Genomic DNA, 23237 nt, shown 5'->3' with positions numbered 1-23237 from the left:
TAATTTTTTATTGTGTTTTCACTTTTTTACGCAAAAATAAAAGCCCGGAAAGCCGAGCTTTTATGATTTTTTGTGTATGATTAATAGTCAATAGTAAATCTTCTTTGCGGGTAATATTTAAAAAACTGATACGCAAATCAATTAGCTATTCACTGTTCATTTTTATCCTTTTAATGCTTTAATTTTTTCAGTTAAAGCTGGAATGATCTGGAAAGCATCTCCTACTACTCCGTAATCTGCAGACTTGAAGAATGGTGCTTCAGCATCATTATTGATTACAACAATAGTTTTTGAAGAGTTTACCCCCGCCAGGTGCTGAATAGCTCCGGAAATCCCTACTGCAATATAAAGGTTTGGAGAAATCGCCTTTCCTGTCTGTCCTACGTGTTCTGTATGAGGTCTCCATCCGATATCAGAAACCGGCTTGGAACATGCTGTAGCAGCTCCCAAAACGTTAGCAAGATCTTCTATCATTCCCCAGTTTTCAGGTCCTTTCATTCCTCTACCTGCAGAAACTACCACTTCTGCTTCTTTAAGATCCAGTTTACCTGAGCTTTGTTCATGAGAGATCACTTTAGTATCTTCATTCGCTACTGAAAGGTTTTTAACTTCTTCTGATCCTGACACTGCATTTTCTTTAACACCGAATGCGTTTTGAGAAACAGTAACAATTACTCCGTTTCCTTCGGCTTTTGCATGCATAAATCCTTTTCCAGAGAATGCTTTTCTTTTTACCTGGAATGGAGAAAGGCTTTCAGGAGCTTCCAAAGCGTTCGTAATTAAAGAATAATTCTTCATTACCGCCAGCATCGGAGCTACAGAAGAGGCATCAGTTGTATGTGGAAAAACAATAATGTTTCCGTCAGCCACTTCACTTACAGCCTGTGCAAATGCTTTTGCTGAAAAATTCTTAAGACCTTCGTCTTTGATATTGATAACATTTGATGCTCCATATTTGTATAATAAATCTGAAGAATCAGTAGGGTTTACAGTAATTGCCGTAACGGTATCTCCCGCTTTATCAGCAACAGCTTTAGCGTAAGAAACTGCTTCAAAAGCTGCTTTTTTGTAAACTCCGTTTATATTTTCTGCGTATACGAATACTGCCATTGTTTTACATTTAAAAATTTAAAGATTGAAAAATTTAAAGATTAGATTACTTTAGCTTCTTCGTGAAGTAATCTTACCAACTCATCCAGATTATCAGGAGAAACCATTTTCACAGCAGCTCTTGGCGGAACACTGTCATAAGAAACACCCTGAACTTTCACTTCAGAAGAAGCAGGCTCCACAACCTGTAGTGGCTTTGTTCTTGCTGACATAATTCCTCTCATGTTCGGAATGATAAGGTCTTTTTCATCCACTAATCCTTTCTGACCTGCAATAACTGCCGGTAATTTTACAGAAATAGTTTCCTTACCTCCTTCAATTTCTCTTACAGCAGTAGCTTCGCTTCCGTTTACATCCAATCCTACAGATGCATTAACAAAGGGCTGGTTTAATAACTGGGCAACCATTCCCGGAACAGAACCTCCGTTATAATCGATAGATTCTTTACCACAAAGAATAAGGTCATATCCCCCGTTTTGGGCTACAGCAGCAATTTCTTTCGCTGTTGAATAACTGTCTTTCGGATCAAGGTTCACTCTTACGGCATCATTTGCACCGATAGCCAGAGCTTTTCTGATTACCGGCTCCGTAGCAGCATCCCCTACATTAATTACTGTTACAGTGGCTCCCTGAGATTCCTGAAGTTTAATCGCTTTTGTCAACGCAAATTCATCTAAAGGGTTAATTACCCACTGAATTCCGTTTTTGTCGAAAGCAGATTTATCTGCTGTAAAGTTAATTTTGGAAGTAGTATCCGGAACACTACTAATACAAACTAATATTTTCATATGTTGTTCTTAATTTTTTATGGGTCCTAATGTAACCTTAAGGTTTCATGTACTATTTTATTTTCCTTTCTCACAAAATCAGTAACAGTCGAGACAAGATTTTGTTTGAATTAATTTTTGCTAATATAAATAAAAAATATATTATGCATGCATAATACTTATTAAATTATTATTCAATACATTAAATGTATTTATTTGGCTGGTTGTGTTGCCCTAAACTCTATTTTACTGGGTAGAACACGGGGATTCATCTTTAAAATATCCAATACCAGGTTTCCCATATCTTCAGGTTGAATCTTCCAGCTGTCTTTCTCTGATGGAATATTTCCGTTAAAATGGGTAGCCACTGATCCCGGCATAATCACAGTAGATTTGATGTTATATTTTCTTAAGTCAATCATTGCTGCCTGGGTAAATCCTACTACTCCAAATTTTGAGGCATTATATCCTGTTCCGTTTTCAAAGAAATTGGCTCCGGCCAGACTTGAAATGGTAATATAGTATCCTTCTGTCTTTTTCAGCTCTTCCACGGACGCCTTCAGCGTATAAAAAACTCCCGTAAGATTTGTTTCTATCATATCATTCCATTCTTCAGCTGTCAGCTCATCCACGGGTTTAAAAATACCCAGTCCTGCATTGGCTATAACATAATCCAGTCTTCCAAATTTCCTCAAAGCATATTGTACAGCTTCCTGTTCACTTTCAAGACTTCTTACATCAGAAACAATCCCAAGTACGTTTTCAGAGTACTGTTTAAGATCTTCTTCGGCTCTTATTACATCGTCTCTTTTTCTTCCCGAAAATGCCACTGATATGCCATTTTCAAGCAATATTTTAGCAATTCCAAATCCTATTCCTTTTGTTCCTCCCGTTATATAGGCTGTTTTATTTCCAGACATAACATAAAATTTAATTCCCTAAAATAACAAAAACGCTCCAATTGGAGCGCTATAGTGATACTAAGATTTATCAGGTGTTATTTTTTTATAAACTTCTCAGTTATTTTCCCCTCTTTGGTTTCAATATTAATGATATAACTTCCCGGATTAAGATTCTTTACATCTATTTTTTCGTTATCCAGGGCAACATTGATTTTTCTTCCACTGATATCAAAAATCTCTACATTACTTATTTTTTCTTTAGAGTTGATCATAAGAATATCCGACACAGGATTAGGATAAACGACAACTACAGAAGCCTTCTTCGAAACTTCAGAAGTAGCCAGTGTTCCCGTTGTTGTCACTTTAAAATCGTCAACGGCAAATCCGAATTGATCCTGGGAAGTACACTGAATGGCAATATAAACATTTTGTCCGCTGTATGCATCCAGATTATAAGTATATTGATGCCATGCCGAATCTGCAGGTGAAGATACCGGATTGGCGCTGACTAAAGTAAAACTCCCTGTTGCCGTACTGGTTGTAGACACCAGGACTTTAAATTTTTCATTTCCATAGGTAGAATCACAGGACTTAGCCCAAAAAGTAAGCACATTTCCTGAAGATCCAAGTTGTATCTGTGGTGAGATCATCCAGTCATTATTCCAGGGAAGAGCGGTAGAAGCAAAAGCAACCATCATTTTAGAACCTGTTTTGGCAGTCCAGTTTGATGTTGCCGTAGAAGTCATCGGAGGGGTTGTTGCCGTTGAATTGAAAACCTGGAATGATTTTGCTACTCCTGAGTTTAAAAAAGAAATTCCTGTAAAACCGTATGTGGTTTTCAGATCAACATCTGTCAGGGTCCAATTTCCCACACCACTAATTGCAAAATTAGTATACGTTTCAAAACTGTCTTCAAAAATTGTAGTTTGCGCACTTAAAGAATATAAACCTAAAAAAGCGCTTAATAGTAAATATTTCTTCATGATTATCATTTTTTAGTTCAAGTAAATATATATACTTTAAATCAAAAAAACAAACTTAATCACAAGAAAAACAGGCAATTATATAATATTTCACAAATTAAACCAGAAAATAAACTCTTTATTTTGGAAAGAAAACAATATTAAATATATTCTAATAACAATAAAATTTAATATAAAAAATACACATCTATTCTTTAATAAATTTTTCTGTGAAGCTCTTATTTCCTGATTTAATATGAATCATATATAATCCCTTATTTAAGCCTCTTACATCAATATTGTTCCCATTTATGACCGTCTCCGTTTTCTTACCGGAAGCATCATACATTTCTACAAGATCTATTTTATGTAATACGTTTATTTTCAGATAATCCCGGGCAGGATTTGGATAAACCAGTGCCTTATTTTGATCCTGAATTGTTTCTTTCACTGACATTACCGTTTCACTGTTAATTTTAATGTGATCAATATAAGCTGTTCCCAAGTCGTTATCATGTACAAAACGAAGCTGATCTATATCAAAAGAGCTGACCGCAATTCCTGTGTAAATAAGAATATCATTCATATAGTATCTGACAATTGCAGCGGTACCAACTATTTTAAACCTGTACCATGTATCCGGAGCCCAGACAGCCGGAGTAGAGACCAATTCTAAAGAACCTGATAACCTGTTTAAAATCTTGATAATTCCGGTTTTGTCAAAGTCAATCCGGACAACCATCTGCTCGGCTGTATTATTTACGCCCTGGAATCCAAAAACAGAACCATTGAGCTGCGACATATGAATATCAAAGGATACTGAGAAATCAGTAACAGAAAGCGGCGCTGATACATTATAAAATCCTCCTATTACAGATTCCGGTTGTGTCCCGAAAACATTTTCCCTGACAATTTTTAGTGAAGTATTTCCATTGCTGGCATTATCTGAGCTTATGACCTGGTGAGTAACATGAGCAGGCGTTCCCCCTGTAGGAGTACTGATCCAATTGCCCTGGCCGTGGATGCTGCCTGTTACAAATCCTTCGGCAGACTCAAAAGAGATCATTTCCTGAGCTAATGAAAACACTGAAAAAAAAGAAAGTGCAATGGAGTAATATTTTTTCATGGTAAGTCAAGTTTTTGTAATAAAAATATAAACTTTCCACGAAAATTAAAATATGAATTAATAAATAAAAAAATAAACTATTTATTATCAAGGATTTTAATTTTCATACCCTCGACTATTATTTTTTAAATCGAATGAATCAAATCATAAATTCATCATAAAAAAATAATGCGCTTTTAGAAAGCGCATTATTTGTAATATAAAATCTGATTTAATTATTTCGAATAGTTTTCAAAAAATAACGGAATACTTTCAATTCCTTTATAGAAATTAAACAATCCATAGTGCTCGTTTGGAGAATGTATCGCATCAGAATCAAGTCCAAAGCCCATTAATACGGATTTTGCTCCTAAAACCTTCTCAAACATAGCTGTAATTGGAATACTTCCTCCGCTTCTGTAAGGTAATACCTCTTTACCAAATGCTGTTTCCATAGCTTTCTTGGCAGCGAGGAACTCTTTTGTATCACTTTGAAGAACATAAGGCATTCCACCGTGATGAGGGGTTACTTTAACTTTTACCGTGTCCGGCGCTATTTTTTCAAAATATTTAGTGAATTTCTCAGTAATTTCTTCCGGTGTCTGATAAGGAACCAGACGCATTGAAATTTTAGCAAAGGCTTTTGAAGGGATTACCGTTTTAGCTCCTTCTCCTGTGTATCCTCCCCAGATACCATTACAATCCAGTGTAGGACGAATAGACGCCCTTTCAAGGGTTGTATATCCTTGCTCCCCCTCAATATTGCTTAATCCGATTGACTTTTTAAATTCTTCAGGATTGTCTTTCAGCTTATTCATTTCCGTTCTGTCAGCATCTGATACGATTTCAACATTATCGTAGAAACCATCAATGGTAATATGCCCATCTTCATCAATAAGCTTAGCAATCATTCTGGAAAGTACGTGAATAGGATTCGGTACAGCTCCACCATAAAGTCCTGAATGCAGATCCCTGTTTGGACCTTCCACTTCTACTTCTACATAACTCAATCCTCTAAGGCCTGTAGTAACAGTAGGCTGCTCATTACTATAAATATGGGTATCCGAAATAAGTATACAGTCACAAGCCAGTTTCTCTTTATTTTCATTAACAAAGTCTCCCAGGCTTACTGATCCTACTTCTTCTTCACCCTCCAAAATAAATTTCACATTACAAGGAAGCGTATTGGTCTTCATCATCGCTTCAAATGCTTTCAGGTGCATAAAGAATTGTCCTTTATCATCTGCTGCTCCTCTTGCAAAAACAGCACCATCCGGATGAAGTTCTGTTTTTTCAATATATGGCTCAAAAGGAGGTTTTTTCCACAACTCAAGCGGATCTGCAGGCTGTACATCATAATGCCCGTATACCAATACTGTTGGCAGATTAGTATCTATTATTTTTTCGCCAAAAACAATAGGATAGCCTTTTGTCTGGCATATTTCAACGTGATCTGCTCCTGCATTTCTTAGGTGTTCCGCACATACATCCGCACACTTTAATACATCGTCCTTATAAGCCGGATCTGCAGAAATGGAAGGAATTCTCAATAACTCAAATAATTCATCCACGAAACGCTGTTTGTTTTCGTTAATGTAATTTAATGTCTCTTGCATTGTAAAAATTTATTTTGCTAAAATTAAAAAAAATGCCTCTCAGAACCAAGCAAAAACACAGGATTTTCTTACGTTACTGCCATCATTCGTCAAGTCACTTTTTAAACGAAAAATGCCCTGCAGAAACAGGGCATTATATATTTTGACTTCTAATTAGTGTTCAGCTTTTGGAGCCTTTTCAGCTTCAGCAGGTTTTGCAGCTGCCGTACTGTCTGTTTCAGGAGCTGCTGCTTCCGCTTTTGCCGGAGCCTCTTCTTTATGCTCTGCTGTAGCAGCTTCATGTCCGTGAGCTCCTCCCTGAGGGTCATCAGAATATCTTTCTACTCCTTCTTCAAGTTTCAAAGTACCTCTGTTTCCTCCTTGCGGAACTTTTTTACAGCTTACAGCAACAGTTGCAATCGCTAAACATATAACTAATTTTTTCATATGTAAATTTATTTTTTATAGATCCTATGGAATCGCAAATACTTAGTCTCTTTTAATTTTCTAAACAACGAGCGATTTCATGCTTAATTTTTTGATTGCCCAAAATTAAGAAATCCTGCTTTTTTCGGCAACATTTTTAGACTGATTTTAAAATTATTTTGCCTTTTTTGGATTGTGTAAAAATAAGGTAATCATTTCCACCGTCTTTGAGGGCATATTTCTTTTTAATTTCTTCAGGTTTTAATGGATAATTTTTTGAAATAATATTATATTGCTCTTTCTTCTTAATACCTTTAGAATCAATCATTTCCATCTCTAAAACCCTACCGGGAAAATTTTTATCTTCTTTGTTCAAAGTATATAGATGACTGTTAGGATGCAGTTTTTTCAATCCGAATTTCTGTGAAATCAAATTAAAAGTTCCTGCTTTCAAAATAGCATTATTGGGGATATAAATGTATTTTTCAGGTTCTGAATATTCAGATCGGGCAGTTTCCTCTTCCCCAAATTTAAATGTAAAAGCCGGTTCTCCACTATCAAGGTTTACACAGTTGCAGATAACCTTATCTGTATTTTCATCGGATAAAAAGACAATAACTTCCTTTACATCATTTTTCAAAGCGATAATATCAATTCTTGAAATACCCGGCAATACTGAAACAAGATATTTTAAATCAATGAGCGGGGAAAGCTTGATAACAACCTGGCCCGATATAGCCCGCAGCTTCTCCTGAATTTCAAGAATATCAGGAGACAAATCTTCCAAAAGGAATACTTTATTTTTTTGCTGATCTCTTCTGGCCGGATCAAGGTAAATCAAGTCAAAATATTCCTGAGTTTCATTCAAAAAATCTTCAAGTTTAAGATTGATAAACCTCGCCTGACGGTTTAAGATTTTCCAATTATGTTCAACAAGTTCCAAAAGTGTGGTGTCCTGCTCTACTAAAGTGATACTCTTAAAGTTTTGAGAAAGATAGTAGGCATCAACACCAAAACCGCTTGTAAGATCAATAAATGTATTCCCTTTTAAAATCCCGGATTTATAAAGGGCAGTTTTTTCTGATGATGATTGTTCCAGGTTAAGCTGTGGCGGAAAAAGGATGCCTTCTTTTAAGAGAAAAGGAAATTTTCTCCCTGCAACCTGCTTTCCTTTGATCTGCTGTACAATTTCCTGCATGGAAACTTCCGGAAACGGAGATTTTTTCAGCAGCAGAGCGTGTAAATCCGTATTCAGATTTGCATTGATGTAATTCTGGATTTCTTTATTTAATATTGTATCCACAGATTTTTTAAGGTTGTAAATGATACGATGCTGTAATCAAATATATTCAGAATAGCATCTCTATAAATTACTGCTAAAATAAGCTGTTAACAGCTAAAATTATTACTGAGTGGAAACGCAGCCTTATTATATTAAAAATCATCTCTTATAAAAAATATAATCCGTCAATACCGGAGATATACCATTCTCTTTAAGCAATAAATTGATTTGACCTCTGTGATAAGTAGAATGATTGACTGCATGAAAAAGCATTTCAAAAATGCTGTTTTTAAATTTTGTCCCTCTTGAATTTTGATATTCTATTTTTGTATCCAGATCAAGATTACTGATAATATCAATGCTCTTAAGAAAATTCCCATGGTTAATTTTCTCAAGGGATTCAAAAGGATTGATCTGCCAGACTTCAAAAGTTACTTCTCCAAGTATCCTGGCATTCCAAATCTGCTGTGCATTAAGGGTATGATTAATGAGGCTGATTGTTTTATCATTAACAAGCTTGCTGTTTTCAGAGATAACTTTAATCATCTCAGTATTGAAATGATAGGTGTATTCAAATAAATCTATCAGTTTTTCTTTCATTACTCAAACATTTCAGCCCAACGAACAGCTTTTATCTCATTTTCGTTATAAAGATCTTTAATAGACTTTTTTACATCCAGTTTCGGGTATAAATTAACCCCGATAAGTTTTATTTTCCCTTCTTCAATCCATTGCTGTTCTTCGACAGCGTGATCATAAATCTTTTTCTGAATAACTCCCTGTTTTAAAAGCTCAAGATATCCTCCCGCCTCTTCTGTTTCAACGAACAAATTCCATGCTTTTTCTGCAAACTGACGGGTAATATCTTCAATATAATAACTGCCGTTGGAAGCATCTTCAAATACATTGATAATACTTTCGTAGGCCAGAACGATCTGCTGCTTGAAAGAGATTTCTTCAGAGTTGTCCGTACTTCTGTCCACAAGATAATTATTGGAGAAAACGGCATCTGCTCCTCCGATCATTGCTGAAGCAAGTTCCAGAGTAGAGCGGATCAGGTTGTTTTCATTGTCAGAGAGAGCCTTATTTCGTAATGAAGTTTCAGCAAAAATGTAAGGAACTTCATCCAGCCCGTATTCTTTTGAAAGTTGGTTAAAAACTATTTTAAATGCTCTGAGCTTTGCCATTTCAAAGAAATAATTTCCGCCTACTGCTATCCTGAAAATCAAATTATTTAAAATTCCGGCACCATATGCTTCTACCAGTTCCTTTGTTTTTGCCAGAGCTATGCCAAGCTGCTGATATATTGCTGCTCCTGCGTTCTGGTGTAATGAAATATCTACACAGATGTTTCTTTTAAAATCTTTTGCCAATAACTCTTTTGCCAGCTGATCATCAATATTTCCTTCCTTTTCATTAAATACATCAATCAACGAAAAATACTGGTCTTCTTCTTTAGGACTGATATGACCTGCAAGATCTTTATTGTTTACAAAAAGAGTCTTCTGATCAAGGTTTTCTACATTATGATCCAGAATAAATGCAAATACTTCTTCTTCCAGACTTTCGTGGTATCTTGCTACCAAATGGGTACTTTCTTCAACTCTGGGCAGATTTACCAAAGGTTTCTGAACTTCTGTGTACAAAGGCTTCACCTCTATTCCTTCCAGATTCTGTTTCTCCAAAACAGGATAAATATCTTCTGTTTTAAGCTGCTTTTTGACTAAATTTTCCCAGTTTGAAAGTGTATCTGTATTTGACATTAGTTTTTTATTTGTGAATTGTCAATAGTGAATTTGCTTTACAAGTGAACTTCTCTATTCAACTTTATTATTTCTTAGCGACTTTGGTACTGTCTACCACCAGAATGAAGATTTCTTCATTTGGTTTTTTCATAAAATAATTCTCTCTTGCGTATTTTTCCTTTTCTGATTTGTTATTCATCAGTTTTTTATAAAAGGCATCATTCTTTTCGTATTCCTGTTTGTAATACTCCAGCTGATCTTCATATTTACTGATTTCACCATTCAGTTCGTTAATAACAAGAAATGAGGTTTTATCAAAGAAAGTCATCCATACCAAAAACAGGCAGATCGTAATGGTATATTTATTCAGAACATATTTCTGGATAAGTTTCAATGTTTCCGATTTCGGCTTAATGTCTTTGATAAGGTTATTTTCTTCCATTTTAATGTTTCTTCAACGAGTTTTTAATAACAGTAGTTAAAAAATCAATCGCTACGGAATTCTGTCTCATATTTGGGATAATAAGATCTGCCTCATTTTTAGACGGCTCGATGAATTCCTGGTGCATTGGCTTTAAGGTAGTCTGATAACGGTGCAATACTTCACTCAGATCTCTCCCTCTTTCCTGGGTATCTCTTCTGATCCTTCTGATTAATCTTTCGTCGGAATCAGCATGAACAAATACTTTCAGATCAAATTCTTTCAGTAATTCTTTGTTGGTAAGAACCAGAATTCCTTCTACCACCAATACATTTTTAGGTTCTACAGTGACATGATCTCCTGTTCTGGAATGAGTTACAAAGCTATAAATCGGCTGTTCTATCGGCTCATTGTTTTTTAAAGCTTTTACATGTTTTATCAGAAGTTCAAAATCAATAGACTTGGGATGATCATAATTTAAAGCTTCTCTCTCCGTCAATGTCAGGTTCTGATTGTCATGATAATAATTATCCTGAGAAAGGATATTCATTCCTTCAATATCAAGCTGCTGAAGTATCTTGTCAACAACTGTAGTTTTGCCGGATCCCGTACCACCGGCAATTCCTATTACAAGCATTCTTTTTTTGTTTCTTTATAGTTGGTACAAATATACTATTTTAGATAAAATATGACAATGTAGGAATATAATTTGAAGAATTAAGCGACGATCAATAAAAAAATTAAACAATTAAAATAATCAGACCGGTCTTTGCCTGTTATTTCTTAATTACGTTGATCTTTAACAAAAAATCCGGCAATTCATCTGCCGGATTTTTTTATACAATTTCGCTTGTTAATTCTCTTGAAAGTAATTTTTCATGCATAGGCTTCAAAATATCCATGGAGCCTGTTTTTACTGTACATTTGCCTTTGTAATGAACTAAAATGGTACATTGCTCAGCCTGTTCCAGAGTATGCTTGCATATTTCTATCAGGCAGTCTATCACATAATCAAAAGTATGGACATCATCATTATGCAGTACCAGCTTATAGACATCATCCGTATCATCCAGAACAAGAACTTCTTCTTCATATTCCCGTTTCGGGTTTTCGTAGTCTTTTATGCTATTATAAAAATTCATTTCCGGTTTTTTTTAAACTTCTCCGATTTTATCTGCCAGATGGTCTATGGCATTAGGCTCGTGGTAGACCAGCTCTACAAGTTCGACACTTTTATTGTTCATTTTCAAAATTTTGAAATGATAATTTTCAAGATCAAACTCCTGGTTTTCCTCAGGAATCTCTTCTAATGCATGAAGAATGAATCCTGCAAGGGAGTTGTATTCACTCTCCTCAGATAATGGCAATTTTTTAGGCAAAAATTCGTTGATTTCATCCAAAGGCTGAGTAGCCTGTACCCAATACGTATTATCTCCTATTTTATCAACTATTTTTTCTTCATCGTCTTCTTCATCCTGAATTTCACCGACAAGCTCTTCCAGGATATCCTCTAACGTAATAATCCCTTCTGTTCCCCCGAATTCATCAATAACAATAGCAAGGTGTTGTTTTTTCTGCTGGAATATTTTCAGTAAGTCTGAAACTTTCTTGCTTTCCACCACAAAAAATGCGTCACGCATCAGATCTTTAAGATCTTCATGATCCAGGTCTCCTTTTCTTTTAACAAATTCCCTGATGATCTCTTTTGTATAAAAAATTCCAATTACATTATCAATAGAATCAACATATACAGGAATACGGGAATAACCGCTTTCCATGATCTTATTGATAATATCATTTACGTCTTCTTCAAAATCAATGGAAGTAATATTTTGTCTGGGAACCATGATCTGTTTTGCAGAATGATCTGTAAAATCAAATGCGTTTTTTATAATCTCATAATTCTCTTCTTCAATCTCTCCGCTATCCGCACTCTGTTTTACAAGAAGCTGAAGTTCTTCCGTGGAGTGAATCTCCTGCTCTGAAGCCGGATGAATCTTTATAAGTCTTAAAAATCCATTTGACATTGAGTTCATCAGCCAGATGAATGGTTTAAATATGGTATAAAAGACCCTTAATGGAACCGCAGTTGCCATTGTGGTGGCTTCTGATTTTCTGATAGCAATTGATTTAGGAATAAGTTCACCAAATACAATATGCATAATGGTAATTAATACGAAGCTGATAATCAGGGATACCGAAGTAATGGAAGCCTGACTCATAGTTATATTAAGTGAATGGAAAATATTTTCCACGATATGATGCAGGGCACTCTCTCCCACCCATCCCAGGGCAAGAGATGCCAATGTAATTCCTAACTGTGTGGCAGAAAGGTATTCATCCAGATGTTTGATGATATGCTCTGCCTGCTTTGCCATAGAATTTCCTTCTGCGGCTTTAAGTTGAATTTGTGAGTAACGAACTTTAACAATTGAAAATTCTGCGGCTACGAAGAAGCCATTTAGTAAAACAAGAAATAAGGCCAGCAAAAGCCTGACTATGTCCGAGTCCATTTAGAAGTTGTATATATTTTATTAAGTACAAAGATATGTAAAATAAAAATAACCTGAATCTGCTACAGATAACTTATTTCAATGAAGTCTTTCTGATTAAAAATTCCAGGCTCTACAATACCTCTCTTTTGCCATAAAAAAAATAACAGGACTCTATATTCAAATTTATTTTTATTAAAGGTTTTAAGGGGGAAACTGTTAGTTTTAAACTGGCAGTCATAAAAAAAGCACCGATGATATCGATGCTTTAATAGTATGTTAAGTTAATTCTTATGAATTTTTCAGCGCTTCTGCTCCGGATACAATTTCCAGGATTTCATTGGTAATTGCTGCCTGTCTTGCTTTGTTATAGAAGATTACAAGATCATTCTTTAAAGCCTGTGCGTTATCGGTAGCTTTGTGCATTGCTGTCATTCTCGCTCCATGCTCAGATGCTACTGAATCAAGGATTGCTTTGAATACCTGAGTTTTGATAGATTTAGGAATAAGATTATCCAGAATCTCTGCTCTGTTAGGTTCAAAGATATAATCTGTTTCTACTTCTCCTTCTTTAGTTTCAGGCATTGAGATCGGAAGAAGTTGTTCTGTAGTTACTTCCTGAGTCGCTGCGTTAATAAATTTGTTATAGATAAGATAAACTTCATCAAATTTACCTTCTCTGAAACTCGCCATTACTCCTTCTGTAACATTAGCAACCATGTCGAAGTTCAGGTTATCATAAACAGAACTTCCATTGGTATATACTGTACGGCTTTTTCTTACCGCATCAAATGCTTTTTTACCTACAGGAAGAACTTCAATTTCATATTGAGAATTGTTTTGAAACTGAATATTAAGTTCTTTTACGATGGATGAGTTAAAAGCTCCCGCAAGACCTCTGTTTGAAGTAACAGCGATGAAAAGTATTCTTTTAACCTCTCTCTTCTGAGCATATACAGAAATCTGGTCAGGATCAGAGCTAGAATTTACATTCTGGATAAGCTCCTGTAATTTTTCAGAATAAGGTCTTAGCATTACGATTGCATCCTGTGCTTTTTTAAGTTTCGCTGCGGAAACCATTTTCATAGCACGTGTAATCTGCATCGTAGATGAAATTGACGTAATTCTGCCTCGTATTTCTTTTAAGTTTGCCATTAATTTGGGTTCAAAGTTTAAGGTCTGAAGTTTAAGGTTTAAAACTTTACATTCTAAACCTTAAACATTGAATTTTTTTAGTTGTATTTAGAAGCTAAATCGTTAGCTGCCTGCTTAAGAACACCTGTAATTGAATCATCAATTTTCCCGGACTTGATCGCAGCCATTGTATCAGGATGCTTAGATCTTAAGAACTCGATGTATTCGTGTTGGAATTCTTTTACTTTGTTCAATGGAACGTTTCTCAATAAGTTCTCAGTACCTGCGTAGATAATAGCAACCTGGCTGTCTACCGGAAGCGGAGAATTTACCGGCTGCTTAAGGATTTCCACGTTTCTTTCTCCTTTAGAGATTACCGCTAGTGTAGCAGCATCAAGGTCAGAACCGAACTTAGCAAACGCTTCAAGTTCTTTGTATTGAGCCTGGTCAAGTTTAAGAGTACCGGAAACTTTTTTCATTGATTTGATCTGAGCATTACCTCCAACCCTTGATACAGAGATACCTACGTTGATTGCAGGACGAACCCCTGAGTTAAATAGATCAGACTCTAAGAAGATCTGTCCGTCTGTAATAGAGATTACGTTTGTAGGGATATACGCAGAAACGTCACCAGCCTGAGTTTCAATAATCGGAAGGGCTGTTAATGAACCACCTCCTTTTACGATAGGCTTAAGAGATTCAGGCAAATCATTCATTTGCTTAGCGATATCATCATCAGCAATTACTTTTGCTGCTCTTTCCAATAATCTTGAGTGAAGATAGAAAACGTCTCCAGGATAAGCCTCACGACCCGGTGGTCTTCTTAAAAGCAGAGAAAGCTCACGGTAAGCAACAGCTTGTTTAGAAAGATCATCATAAACAATAAGAGCTGGTCTACCTGTGTCTCTGAAGTACTCTCCGATAGCAGCACCTGCCATTGCAGAATATACCTGCATCGGAACCGGATCTGATGCGTTAGCCGCAACAATTACCGTATAAGCTAAAGCTCCTTTATCAGAAAGAGTTTTAACGATTTGTGCTACAGTAGAAGCTTTCTGACCGATAGCAACATATATACAATATACTGGTTTACCAGCATCAAAGAATTCTTTTTGGTTAATGATCGTATCGATCGCAACAGTAGTTTTACCTGTCTGTCTGTCACCGATGATAAGCTCTCTTTGTCCTCTTCCTACAGGGATCATAGAGTCAATAGCAACGATACCTGACTGTAATGGCTCAGTTACCGGCTGTCTGTAAATAACTCCAGGAGCTTTTCTTTCTAATGGCATTTCATATAATTCCCCAGTAATAGGACCTTTACCATCGATTGGGTTACCAAGAGTATCTACTACTCTTCCTAACATTCCTTCTCCTACTTTGATTGAAGAAATTCTGTTTGTTCTTCTTACTGTATCACCTTCTTTTACTAATTTACTTTCACCTAATAAAGCAACACCTACGTTGTCTTCTTCAAGGTTAAGTACAATACCTTCTACATCACTAGAAAATTTCACCAACTCTCCGTATTGTACGTTTTCTAACCCGTATACACGAGCAATACCATCACCGATGGTTAAAACTGTACCTACTTCCTCAACATTTGATTGAGTATCGAAGTTGGCCAATTGCTGTTTTAAGATCGCAGATACTTCTGCCGGATTTATTTCTGCCATTGTATGGTTGTTTTTCTTAATTTAATTGGAAATCTTTTTTAACTTGATTAAGTTTTGTCTTTACAGACGCGTCTACCTGCTGGTCTCCTACTCTTAAAATATATCCCCCAAGGATCTCAGGTTTTACATCTATTTTCAAATCGAAGTTTGAATTGGCATTTACGAGATTGGTAGATCTTAAAATCTGATCAATATTCTCTTTTGAAAGAGGAGTTGCAGTAGTAAGTGTTACTCTTTGTACTCCACTGATGTCTTCAACTTTATTGATGAACTCCTGAGCTATATTTTTCAGCTGGCTTTCACGCCCTTGCTTAATAACCAGTCTGATCAGATTCTGAGATGAAACAGATAAACCTTTGAATATTTCGTTTGCTACTTCTGTTTTCTTTTTAGAATCGATGTAAGGAGTAAGGAAAAACTTGTTTAAATCTTTAGATTCAGACATTACCTTTACTACATCTTTCATTTCAGAAAATACAGTAGCCGTCTGACCTGATTCATTTGTAAAATCAAGCAAACCTTGTGCGTATCTTTTAGCTACTTTAGATGTAAGCATTCTTAGTTAAGGTTTGATTTGTTTAAATAATTTTGAACTAATTCGTTTTGAGCCTCGCTATTGTCTAATTTTTGTTTCAGAATAGACTCAGCAATGTTTACAGATAGAGTTCCGATCTGAGTTTTAATATCTGCCATAGCAGCATTTTTCTCAGCCTGGATAGTTTGCTTAGCAGATTCGATCAATTTGTCTCCTTCAGCTTTTGCAGCATCTTTAGCCTCTCCTACGATTCTGTCTTTAATTTCTCTGGCTTCTTTAAGGATAGCATCTCTTTCGATTTTAGCTTCACGAATGATTCTTTCGTTATCCTCTTTTAGAGTTTCCATCTCTTTTCTGGCTAATTTAGCCTGATTAAGAGCGTCAACAATAGAAGTTTCTCTGTCATTGATAGACTTTAAAATAGGTTTCCATGCGAATTTACCTAACAAAAACAATAATGCTAGAAAAATAACAGACTGGATAATAAATAACCCTGATGAAAACTGATGAATTAATTCCATTATATAAATGTATAAATAATTATTACTTTTTTAAAGAATCATTATCTGCAACCAACCGTTACAGATAATGATTTGATTTTAATTAGTTTACTGCGAATAGAGCAGCAAACGCAACACCTTCTACAAGTGCAGCTGCAATAAGCATAGCTGTTTGAATTTTACCAGCTTGTTCTGGTTGTCTAGCGATAGCCTCAAGAGCAGCAGCTCCGATTTTACCAAGACCAATACCAACACCTAATACTACGATACCAGCACCTACAATTTTAGGGATTTCCATAATATATAATTTTAAAAAATTTGTTTTTAAATAATACTGTGTTATTTCTTTTAATTAATGAGCAGCATGGTGTTCATGCTCATGCTCCTGTACAGCCATTCCGATAAACAGAGCAGATAACATTGTAAAGATATAAGCCTGCAGGAATGCTACTAACACTTCAAGTAAATAAATCACCAATGTTAAGAACGGAAATGCTACTCCGGCAATAACATTCTTAAATACATAGATCAAACCGATCAAACTCATTACCACGATGTGCCCTGCAGTCATGTTTGCAAAAAGTCGGATCATCAATGCGAACGGCTTAGTGATTGTTCCTAACAATTCAATAGGAAGCATAATCAGCTTCATTGGCACAGGCACTCCCGGCATCCAGAAAATATGTTTCCAATAATCCTTATTTGCAGAGAATGTTGTAATCAGGTAAGTAAGGATAGCCAGGAAGAATGTCATCGTAATATTACCGGTAACATTGATTCCGAAAGGCATTAATCCTAAAACGTTAAGGAAAAGAATGAAGAAGAATACAGTTAATAAGTACCCCATAAATCTTTTATACTTATGTCCGATATTCGGAATAGCCACTTCATCTCTTACAAAAATAATCAAAGGCTCCAGGAATCTTGCTGCACCGGAAGGAACAACAGATTTTTTATATGATTTAGCCATTCCACCAAACAATACCAACATAAAAATGGCTACTAATAAGATAATAAGAACACTCTTTGTAATAGAAAGATCTAAAGGCTTTTCATTAGTAGGATGTCCATCTTCTCCCAGTGTAAGAGTTCCTGCTGCATCCGTTTTGTAAATCTTTTCATGATGCAATACATAATGAGCACCATCTACTTCAGTTGGTTCTCCGTGCATGAATCCTTCTTTGTTACTCATGAAGGCATGAAAACCATTATCATAGAAAATAACAGGAAGAGGGAAACCGATGTGGTGACCTTCTTTATCAACCATCAATGTGAAATCATGAGCATCCAGTAAGTGATGATCGATGAATTCCTTGTTTTCTTTACTTACTTTGTCTTTCTCTGAAAGCTCTTGGGTAGGAGCTGCCCCAGCAGTCGCCTCACCGTGCTGTGCAGACACTAAGTTTAATACAAAAATACTGTAGAATAAAACTGCGAATTTCTTAAACATTGATAGGTTTTTTTCGTTGTGCAAAAATATAATATTTTTTCTAGTTTCAATAAATAATTTTACTGTTTTTTATCATGATTAATTAGCTTAATTGCATAGTATGTAAGCAGCGCTGTCAGGACAAAATACGGGAGAATAAAATGAAATTTATATCCGGGAACCTCTTCAAAGTTCAGTTTTTTTCTGATTAAGTACATTAATCCGAATTTCAAAAGGATCAACCCGATCACGGACAATCCCAGAAACTCCGGTGCTATTCTGTTGATCAAGACAACAAGAGTAACCATCATCATAAACATAACACTCAGGAAAAGGTAAAATTTAATAATTAAAATCTCATCCAGATGAAAAACAAATTTCCAAAGGGAAAAGTGAATCAGGAAAGTCAGAAAAAACAAGACTACTATAAGAACATTAGGACTAAGTTTCATTTTATTTATTTTTGTATCAAATACCTGCTCAGATTAATTGATCGCAAAAATAGACTTTTTCTATCGTATTACACCATGATTTGATATATATCATTTTTCATATATATAATATTACGTGTCCGGACCATTTGGATATCCTAAAAATTCCTTATTTTTGCAAACCTATAATTTACAATAAATATGTTTAATAGTTTACAGGATAAATTAGACAAGGCATTACACAATATTTCCGGAAGAGGAAAAATTACTGAAATCAATGTAGCAGAAACCGTAAAGGAAATCCGCAGAGCATTGGTAGATGCCGACGTTAACTATAAAGTTGCAAAAGACCTTACTAAGAGAGTCCAGGATAAAGCATTAGGACAAAATGTTCTTACTTCCCTTACACCGGGGCAGCTCATGACAAAAATTGTTCATGATGAGCTGGTGGATCTTATGGGAGGTTCCCAGGAGGGGATCAATCTTTCAGGAAAGCCAACGGTTATCCTTATTGCAGGTCTTCAGGGTTCCGGTAAAACCACATTCTCCGGAAAACTTGCTAATTATTTACAAACAAAAAGAAATAAAAAACCTCTATTGGTAGCATGTGACGTTTACCGTCCCGCTGCAATTGATCAGCTAAAGGTATTGGGAGGACAGATTAAAGTTCCTGTTTATACTGAAGAAGGTTCTACCAACCCTTCTACGATTGCTGAGAACGCGATTAATTTTGCAAAAGCCAACAACCATGATGTAGTCATTGTGGATACCGCCGGGCGTTTGGCAATTGATGAGCAAATGATGAACGAGATCAAATCCGTACATTATTTCATTAAACCACAGGAAACTCTTTTCGTGGTAGACTCTATGACAGGTCAGGATGCTGTAAACACCGCTAAAGCATTCAATGATGCCTTAAATTTCGATGGAGTGGTTTTAACTAAACTAGACGGTGACACAAGAGGGGGTGCTGCATTAACAATCCGTTCTGTAGTTGAAAAGCCAATCAAGTTTATTTCTACAGGAGAAAAAATGGAAGCTCTGGATCTTTTCTACCCGGAAAGGATGGCAGACAGAATTCTTGGAATGGGAGACGTAGTATCCTTAGTAGAAAGAGCTCAGGAACAGTTTGATGAAGAAGAAGCTAAAAAACTTCACAAGAAAATTGCTAAAAACGAGTTTGGTTTTGATGATTTCCTTAAGCAGATCAACCAGATCAAGAAGATGGGTAATATGAAGGATCTTATGGGAATGATTCCTGGGGTAGGAAAAGCGATCAAAGACGTAGAAATCAGCGATGACGCCTTCAAACACATTGAGGCAATCATCTATTCTATGACTCCTGAAGAAAGAAGAAAACCTTCTATCATTAACACGCAGAGAAAAAACAGAATTGCTAAAGGTGCCGGAAGAAAAATTGAAGATGTAAATCAATTGATGAAACAGTTTGACCAAATGGGTAAAATGATGAAGATGATGCAGGGTCCTCAGGGAAAACAGATGATGCAGATGATGAGCAAAATGCCGAATATGCCTGGAATGGGTGGAATGTTCGGAAAATAAGAAAGTCCAAATTATTCATAAAAAAACTCTCAGAAATTCTGAGAGTTTTTATTTTTTACAGATCTTGTTTATTTAAACCTGTACCCTAGTCCTAACTGGAAGAAATTCATTTTTAACTTCTCTCCATTTACAGGGTCTTTGATCATATTCGTAAGACCAAAGCTATAACGTGCATCAAAAAACAACCCTTTGTACACATTATAATCAGCACCTAAAAACAAACCAAACTCTGTAGACTTCAGCCCATTATCAAAGTAATTTTCAAGATATTTTTCACCTTCGTTGATTGCACCCGGATTCGACTGTGCACCACTCACTTCAATTTTAGCTTTTGTATTGGTTTTGAAGCTAACATATGGACCTGCATAAAGTCCCAATTCCGGAGTTGCGTAATATCTTGCAGATACAGGAATAACTATTCTGTTAAAGTGTAGCTTTTCAGTTACCGTAACTCCAGAAACTTTGACCACTGCCTTACCTCCCAGATTAGCATATTCTACTTCTCCCTGTAATGCAAATTTATTGCTGAGTTTATGTTCAACCAATCCTCCGATATAAAAACCGGATTTAGATTCAAGGCTTGCTCCTATCCCTCCAAAATCAACACTGTTAGTATCAGAATTTAATGTCGACAAAGCATAACCTGCTTTTACTCCGAAAGTAGTTTGTGCATGTAAACCTGCAAATAAAGCCATTGCAGAAGCTAATAAAATTTTTTTCATGATTATTAATTTAAAAATAGTTTGTTTAATTAATTCTAAGCCCTCAAAGCTTATCCATACGTTAATTTGTAAATAGATACTTAATTCCGAAAGTTACAGAAGATAAATTCAATCCGAATTTATAATCATTAACTCTCTTAGCTCCGTCAACATCCTTCTTGTAAGTATTGTATCCAAACTCACCGATAACAGCTTCAACAGACCAGTTTTTACTTAAGAAATAATCTAAGCCGGGTTTAATATTAATCCCAATACTTGTATAATTATTTTTTGTGTTAAAGGAAGAAGAAAGCAGCGGGTCCCCATCCTGAATATCGTTGTTTGAATTCAGCTTTTCCCTGCCAAATTCCAAAGGAACCTGTAATTGACCAAAAATGTACAAATGAGCAGATAAAGTCCAGTATTTTCTTATAAAAGGAGTGACAACAAATGCATTATCTGCAACCTTAATCTGATGTGAATTACTGGCTCCGCCATACCCTATTTCATATTTTGAAACTGCACTTTTATAGCCAGCCCCCAGCCCTATTGCCAGATTTGAGCCAACAAAATAGCCCGCTGTTGGAATAATTTCTACAATATCATCCTTTCTTCTGCTGCCATTTAATACATTATTTTCATTGTGCTGGTACTCCATCTGTCCTGAAAGATATACGGAACCTCTCTTAATCTGTGCATGTGAGAGGCTAAAAAGTACTATACCCCCTGTTAATACTAGTTTTTTCATGGTTGTTATAATGTTTATAGAAAAAGCCCTAAGATATTTCTCAGGGCTTTATTACTATATGTTTTGTTTATTATTTTGCAAATACATATTTAACTCCGAAAGTTACAGAAGATAAATTCAATCCGAATTTATAATCGTTTACTCTCTTAGCTCCGTCAATATCCTGCTTGTAAGTATTGTATCCGAATTCACCGATAGTAGCTTCGATAGTCCAGTTTTTGTTTAAGAAATAATCTAAACCTGGCTTAACGTTAACTCCGATAGAAGTAAAGTTAGATTTGTCAGATGTAGATGTTGTAGTTACAGTTGTACCTGCTCCTGTTGTAGTTGTAGTAGTTGTTGTTCCTTCAACTTTATTCTGACCAAATGCCATTGGAACTTCTAACTGACCGAAGATATATAATTTATCAGCTAAAGTCCAGTATTTTCTTACGAATGGAGCTACAACAAATGCAGATTCAGTTACTTTACCTTCACTAACAAATAGAGGATTGCTTCCTGTAGTTTTTGTTCCTTTTTCATTTTCATTTCTGTATCCTACACCTAAACCAACAGCTAGGTTAGTATCTACGAAATACCCTACAGTTGGAAGAATATTGAATTTCTCTTTTTTAATATCTGTATTGTTATCTTCTTTCTGAGAATAACCTACTTGTCCTGAAAGATATGTAGTACCTTTAGCAATCTGAGCGTTTGATAAACCGAAAAGTGCAACAGCACCCGCTAATAATATTTTTTTCATTTTAAAAAATTTTAATACTTTCTGAGGGCAAATTTACAGTGGTACCCTCTAATATTAAAATTTGTTAATGTGATTAATATCATTGTTAAATATTGATATTTTATAAAAATAAATCATATAAATTAAGACTTGTTATATTTTTCACAATATTATGAATAAAAAAATCACAAATTCTCAACAAGATCTTTATTTGGTTGCTGTTTGCGATTTGTTATTTTTATACAAAAGAGTAGTTTTTTCCCGGTATAATAGAAATCATATATATAAAACGTTAACATTTAAGCTGTTAAATCTTAAAACCGAAAAATGCTAATAAAGTTTAAAAAACAATAAATTTAATAGTTAAAAATTTCAACAACTATCTTATTTAGTTAACATTTTTCAATTATATCAGTTTAACTCCATAAAAAACAAACTCCGGCTAAAAAGCCGGAGTTTACTATGTTTTGTTAAATATTATTTATTTCAGGAAGAAATTATAACCTATGTTAACAGCTCCTACATTCCAGCTATGCTTATACCAACCATAGTCACGTCTGTTACTGATTGACTGATATCCGATGTACAGCTCTCCTTTAGACATCTGGTATCCGAATTTCGGCTGCGCGTAGAAACCTCCGTCCATACCATCTTTTGTAGAAATACCATATCCAAGGTCTAATCCTACAAAAATAGGAGCTCCTGAAAATTTGTATTTACCTGAAACAGCTACAGGAATAAATCCGAAGTCATCAAAATTATCTTTTCCGAAGAAGTGAGAATATCCTGTTGTCACCCCAAGATCTAATCCTTTTGTAATGTTCCACATATAAGCAGCATCTATTCCTAATGTAAATGAAGAAATATCACTTGCATCAGATACAGGAACACCAATATGCCCACCTAGTTTAAAACCTTCCTGTGCTTGAGCAGCACCACCTAAAAGTGCGAAAGCACCGATTAATAATAGTTTTTTCATTTTTTTAGTAGCT

At 35.4% G+C, this 23237-nt stretch carries 26 protein-coding genes; 1 reads left to right on the top strand and 25 read right to left on the bottom strand.

What is annotated here, in order from left to right:
• Positions 1 to 162 precede the first annotated feature (162 nt).
• The 21 genes from DRF59_RS14335 to DRF59_RS14235 all read right to left on the bottom strand — a co-directional run bounded on the left by DRF59_RS14335 (position 163) and on the right by DRF59_RS14235 (position 18533).
• Positions 163 to 1110, bottom strand: a complete 948-nt coding sequence (locus DRF59_RS14335) for an electron transfer flavoprotein subunit alpha/FixB family protein (RefSeq protein ID WP_115961461.1) — start codon at positions 1108 to 1110, stop codon at positions 163 to 165.
• A gap of 41 nt (positions 1111 to 1151) precedes the next feature.
• Positions 1152 to 1898 (bottom strand): electron transfer flavoprotein subunit beta/FixA family protein, encoded by a 747-nt coding sequence (locus tag DRF59_RS14330; protein WP_115961458.1) that lies wholly within the window; start codon positions 1896 to 1898, stop codon positions 1152 to 1154.
• 191 nt (positions 1899 to 2089) lie between these two features.
• Positions 2090 to 2797, bottom strand: a complete 708-nt coding sequence (locus DRF59_RS14325; RefSeq protein ID WP_115961455.1) for an SDR family oxidoreductase — start codon at positions 2795 to 2797, stop codon at positions 2090 to 2092.
• A 77-nt stretch (positions 2798 to 2874) separates the two neighbouring features.
• Positions 2875 to 3762 carry a T9SS-dependent choice-of-anchor J family protein gene (locus DRF59_RS14320; RefSeq protein WP_167456681.1) on the bottom strand — a complete coding sequence of 296 codons (888 nt, stop codon included), beginning with the start codon at positions 3760 to 3762 and terminating at the stop codon, positions 2875 to 2877.
• Between the two features lie 187 nt (positions 3763 to 3949).
• The gene (locus tag DRF59_RS14315) at positions 3950 to 4867 is read right to left on the bottom strand and encodes a T9SS type A sorting domain-containing protein (protein ID WP_115961449.1); all 918 of its coding nucleotides are present in this window, start codon (positions 4865 to 4867) and stop codon (positions 3950 to 3952) included.
• 215 nt (positions 4868 to 5082) lie between these two features.
• Positions 5083 to 6462 carry a dipeptidase gene (locus DRF59_RS14310; RefSeq protein ID WP_115961446.1) on the bottom strand — a complete coding sequence of 460 codons (1380 nt, stop codon included), beginning with the start codon at positions 6460 to 6462 and terminating at the stop codon, positions 5083 to 5085.
• A gap of 153 nt (positions 6463 to 6615) precedes the next feature.
• Positions 6616 to 6888, bottom strand: coding sequence for a hypothetical protein (locus DRF59_RS14305; RefSeq protein ID WP_115961443.1), 273 nt, complete (start codon positions 6886 to 6888; stop codon positions 6616 to 6618).
• A gap of 136 nt (positions 6889 to 7024) precedes the next feature.
• Positions 7025 to 8170: a class I SAM-dependent methyltransferase gene (locus DRF59_RS14300; protein WP_115961440.1), complete on the bottom strand. Its 1146-nt coding sequence runs from the start codon at positions 8168 to 8170 to the stop codon at positions 7025 to 7027.
• A gap of 138 nt (positions 8171 to 8308) precedes the next feature.
• The gene (locus DRF59_RS14295) at positions 8309 to 8749 is read right to left on the bottom strand and encodes a DinB family protein (protein WP_115961437.1); all 441 of its coding nucleotides are present in this window, start codon (positions 8747 to 8749) and stop codon (positions 8309 to 8311) included.
• Complete coding sequence (locus tag DRF59_RS14290; protein WP_115961435.1) at positions 8749 to 9912, bottom strand: methylmalonyl-CoA mutase family protein; 1164 nt, start codon at positions 9910 to 9912, stop codon at positions 8749 to 8751. Before DRF59_RS14290 ends, DRF59_RS14295 begins: the two co-directional genes overlap by 1 nt.
• Positions 9913 to 9979: 67 nt before the next feature.
• Positions 9980 to 10336, bottom strand: coding sequence for an FtsB family cell division protein (locus tag DRF59_RS14285; RefSeq protein WP_115961432.1), 357 nt, complete (start codon positions 10334 to 10336; stop codon positions 9980 to 9982).
• 1 nt (position 10337) lies between these two features.
• A complete protein-coding gene (udk, locus tag DRF59_RS14280; RefSeq protein WP_050020838.1) occupies positions 10338 to 10952 on the bottom strand; it encodes a uridine kinase in 615 nt (204 codons plus the stop codon).
• A gap of 199 nt (positions 10953 to 11151) precedes the next feature.
• Positions 11152 to 11457, bottom strand: a complete 306-nt coding sequence (locus DRF59_RS14275) for an ATP-dependent Clp protease adaptor ClpS (protein WP_115961429.1) — start codon at positions 11455 to 11457, stop codon at positions 11152 to 11154.
• A gap of 12 nt (positions 11458 to 11469) precedes the next feature.
• On the bottom strand, positions 11470 to 12828 hold the full coding sequence (locus tag DRF59_RS14270; protein ID WP_115961426.1) for a hemolysin family protein: 1359 nt from the start codon (positions 12826 to 12828) through the stop codon (positions 11470 to 11472).
• 270 nt (positions 12829 to 13098) lie between these two features.
• On the bottom strand, positions 13099 to 13962 hold the full coding sequence (gene atpG / locus DRF59_RS14265) for an ATP synthase F1 subunit gamma (protein ID WP_115961423.1): 864 nt from the start codon (positions 13960 to 13962) through the stop codon (positions 13099 to 13101).
• 77 nt (positions 13963 to 14039) lie between these two features.
• Positions 14040 to 15617 carry a F0F1 ATP synthase subunit alpha gene (gene atpA / locus DRF59_RS14260; protein ID WP_115961420.1) on the bottom strand — a complete coding sequence of 526 codons (1578 nt, stop codon included), beginning with the start codon at positions 15615 to 15617 and terminating at the stop codon, positions 14040 to 14042.
• A gap of 16 nt (positions 15618 to 15633) precedes the next feature.
• A complete protein-coding gene (atpH, locus tag DRF59_RS14255) occupies positions 15634 to 16173 on the bottom strand; it encodes an ATP synthase F1 subunit delta (RefSeq protein WP_115961417.1) in 540 nt (179 codons plus the stop codon).
• 2 nt (positions 16174 to 16175) lie between these two features.
• Complete coding sequence (locus tag DRF59_RS14250; protein WP_115961414.1) at positions 16176 to 16673, bottom strand: F0F1 ATP synthase subunit B; 498 nt, start codon at positions 16671 to 16673, stop codon at positions 16176 to 16178.
• A gap of 82 nt (positions 16674 to 16755) precedes the next feature.
• Complete coding sequence (atpE, locus tag DRF59_RS14245) at positions 16756 to 16950, bottom strand: ATP synthase F0 subunit C (RefSeq protein WP_048511689.1); 195 nt, start codon at positions 16948 to 16950, stop codon at positions 16756 to 16758.
• Positions 16951 to 17004: 54 nt separating this feature from the next.
• On the bottom strand, positions 17005 to 18102 hold the full coding sequence (gene atpB / locus DRF59_RS14240) for a F0F1 ATP synthase subunit A (RefSeq protein ID WP_115961411.1): 1098 nt from the start codon (positions 18100 to 18102) through the stop codon (positions 17005 to 17007).
• Positions 18103 to 18161: 59 nt separating this feature from the next.
• Positions 18162 to 18533 carry a hypothetical protein gene (locus DRF59_RS14235; RefSeq protein ID WP_115961408.1) on the bottom strand — a complete coding sequence of 124 codons (372 nt, stop codon included), beginning with the start codon at positions 18531 to 18533 and terminating at the stop codon, positions 18162 to 18164.
• Between the two features lie 180 nt (positions 18534 to 18713).
• Between DRF59_RS14235 and ffh the strand changes: the two genes are divergently transcribed.
• Positions 18714 to 20075, top strand: a complete 1362-nt coding sequence (ffh, locus tag DRF59_RS14230; RefSeq protein ID WP_115961405.1) for a signal recognition particle protein — start codon at positions 18714 to 18716, stop codon at positions 20073 to 20075.
• A 68-nt stretch (positions 20076 to 20143) separates the two neighbouring features.
• Here ffh and DRF59_RS14225 read toward each other — a convergent pair whose 3' ends face one another.
• From DRF59_RS14225 to DRF59_RS14210, 4 genes are all read right to left on the bottom strand, one after another.
• Positions 20144 to 20797 (bottom strand): porin family protein, encoded by a 654-nt coding sequence (locus DRF59_RS14225; RefSeq protein ID WP_115961402.1) that lies wholly within the window; start codon positions 20795 to 20797, stop codon positions 20144 to 20146.
• A gap of 61 nt (positions 20798 to 20858) precedes the next feature.
• Positions 20859 to 21524 carry an outer membrane beta-barrel protein gene (locus DRF59_RS14220; RefSeq protein ID WP_115961399.1) on the bottom strand — a complete coding sequence of 222 codons (666 nt, stop codon included), beginning with the start codon at positions 21522 to 21524 and terminating at the stop codon, positions 20859 to 20861.
• A gap of 70 nt (positions 21525 to 21594) precedes the next feature.
• Positions 21595 to 22266, bottom strand: coding sequence for an outer membrane beta-barrel protein (locus DRF59_RS14215; RefSeq protein WP_115961396.1), 672 nt, complete (start codon positions 22264 to 22266; stop codon positions 21595 to 21597).
• Positions 22267 to 22726: 460 nt separating this feature from the next.
• Complete coding sequence (locus DRF59_RS14210) at positions 22727 to 23224, bottom strand: hypothetical protein (protein ID WP_115961533.1); 498 nt, start codon at positions 23222 to 23224, stop codon at positions 22727 to 22729.
• Positions 23225 to 23237: the final 13 nt, after the last annotated feature.

Origin of the sequence: Chryseobacterium flavum (genome assembly GCF_003385595.1) — a bacterium.
Taxonomy (GTDB): domain Bacteria; phylum Bacteroidota; class Bacteroidia; order Flavobacteriales; family Weeksellaceae; genus Chryseobacterium; species Chryseobacterium flavum.
This window is presented reverse-complemented; position numbering and strand designations above follow the sequence as displayed.